The 1330-nt window shown below is 76.9% G+C and carries 1 protein-coding gene and 1 pseudogene; one reads left to right on the top strand and one right to left on the bottom strand.

Annotation, left to right across the window (positions count from 1 at the left end; genetic code table 11):
* On the bottom strand, positions 1-946 hold a 946-nt coding region (locus tag NYP07_RS23900), incomplete at its 3' end, for a hypothetical protein (protein WP_268154717.1).
* A 61-nt stretch (positions 947-1007) separates the two neighbouring features.
* On the opposite strand from NYP07_RS23900, the pseudogene NYP07_RS23895 reads away from it, so the two are divergent.
* Positions 1008-1330, top strand: a pseudogene (locus NYP07_RS23895) (hypothetical protein); the annotation flags it as partial.

Here is a 1330-nt window from a genome sequence, read left to right as displayed (position 1 = left end):
CCGGGGTCGGTGCGGCCGTGGGGGCCGGTGTGGGCGCAGGCGTCGGGGCTGCGGTCGGTGCCGGTGTGGGAGCCGGGGTCGGTGCGGCCGTGGGGGCCGGTGTGGGCGCAGGCGTCGGGGCTGCGGTCGGTGCCGGTGTGGGAGCCGGGGTCGGTGCGGCCGTGGGGGCCGGTGTGGGCGCGGGCGTCGGGGCTGCGGTCGGCGCCGGTGTGGGTGCCTGGGTCGGTGCGGCCGTGGGAGCCGGCGTGGGCGCGGGCGTCGGGGCTGCGGTCGGTGCCGGTGTGGGAGCCGGGGTCGGTGCGGCCGTGGGGGCCGGTGTGGGTGACGGCGGCGCGGGCGGTACGAGCCCCACGGCGTTCTGGTCGGACACCGGGACGCCGGTCGTATAGACCTTGGCGCCGATGTTGGCCAGCACCACGTCTCCCGCGGACGCGAGTTGTAGCGATCCGGTGGTGCTGCGCACGGTCACGGTGGGCGGGGTCGTGCCGGTCGACGTGCGGCCGATGTTCAATTGCGCGTTCGGTGCGTCGAGCCGGACGGCGAGTGCGTCGGCCGAACCGTTGTCGGCACCGGCCACCAGGCGAAGGCCGCCGGCCAGGGCGCTGCTCGCGACCCAGGCGTCCAGATTGCCTGCCGTGCTGGCTTGCGACGGCGCGAAGCCGCTGCTCAGGCCGTACTTGACGAACAGGGAGCCGGCCGCCCGCAGCGTGACCGCGGTCTCCGCGGCATGCGGCGTCACCGCGCGGTCGCCGGCCAGCAGCAGTGGCAGATTCCAGTCGGCGGCCAGCGTGAGGTCGCCCGCGGAGCGGATCTCGACGAGCGGGCGAACGCGTGTCAGCGGCAGCAACTGGGCGGCTTTGCCCTGCATCAACCGGTTCGCGATGCTCTCTGCGGCCGTGTTGACGAAGTCTCGGCTCTCGGCGTCCAGCGACTGGGTGCCCAGCACGGTCGGTGCGGGTGCCGGCGTCGGCGCGGGTGCGGGCGTCGGAACCGGCGTTGGTGCTGCCGTGGGCGCCGGGCTGGGCGATGGCGCAGTCCCTGTCGGAGCGAGCGGAGGGGCCGGCGGCAAGGTCGTTCGCGTGGTGTCGTTGCCGTTCCCCGCGGACGGCGGGGTCGGGGCGGAGGCATCGGTCGTTTTCGCGAGTGCGCCGGCGCTGGCCGGTGCCGCAGCCGGCGCGGCGACGGGCGGAGGAGGGGGCAGCGTCGTGCGCGTGGTGGTGTTGCCGTTGCCGGCCGACGGTGCGGTGGGCGCGGGCGTCGGCGCGGCCGTGGGGGCCGGCGTGGGCGCGGGCGTCGGCGCGGCCGTGGGGGCCGGCGTGGGTGCGGGCGT

This window comes from Pelomonas aquatica, from assembly GCF_026712205.1.
GTDB lineage: Bacteria > Pseudomonadota > Gammaproteobacteria > Burkholderiales > Burkholderiaceae_C > Pelomonas > Pelomonas aquatica.
This window is presented reverse-complemented; position numbering and strand designations above follow the sequence as displayed.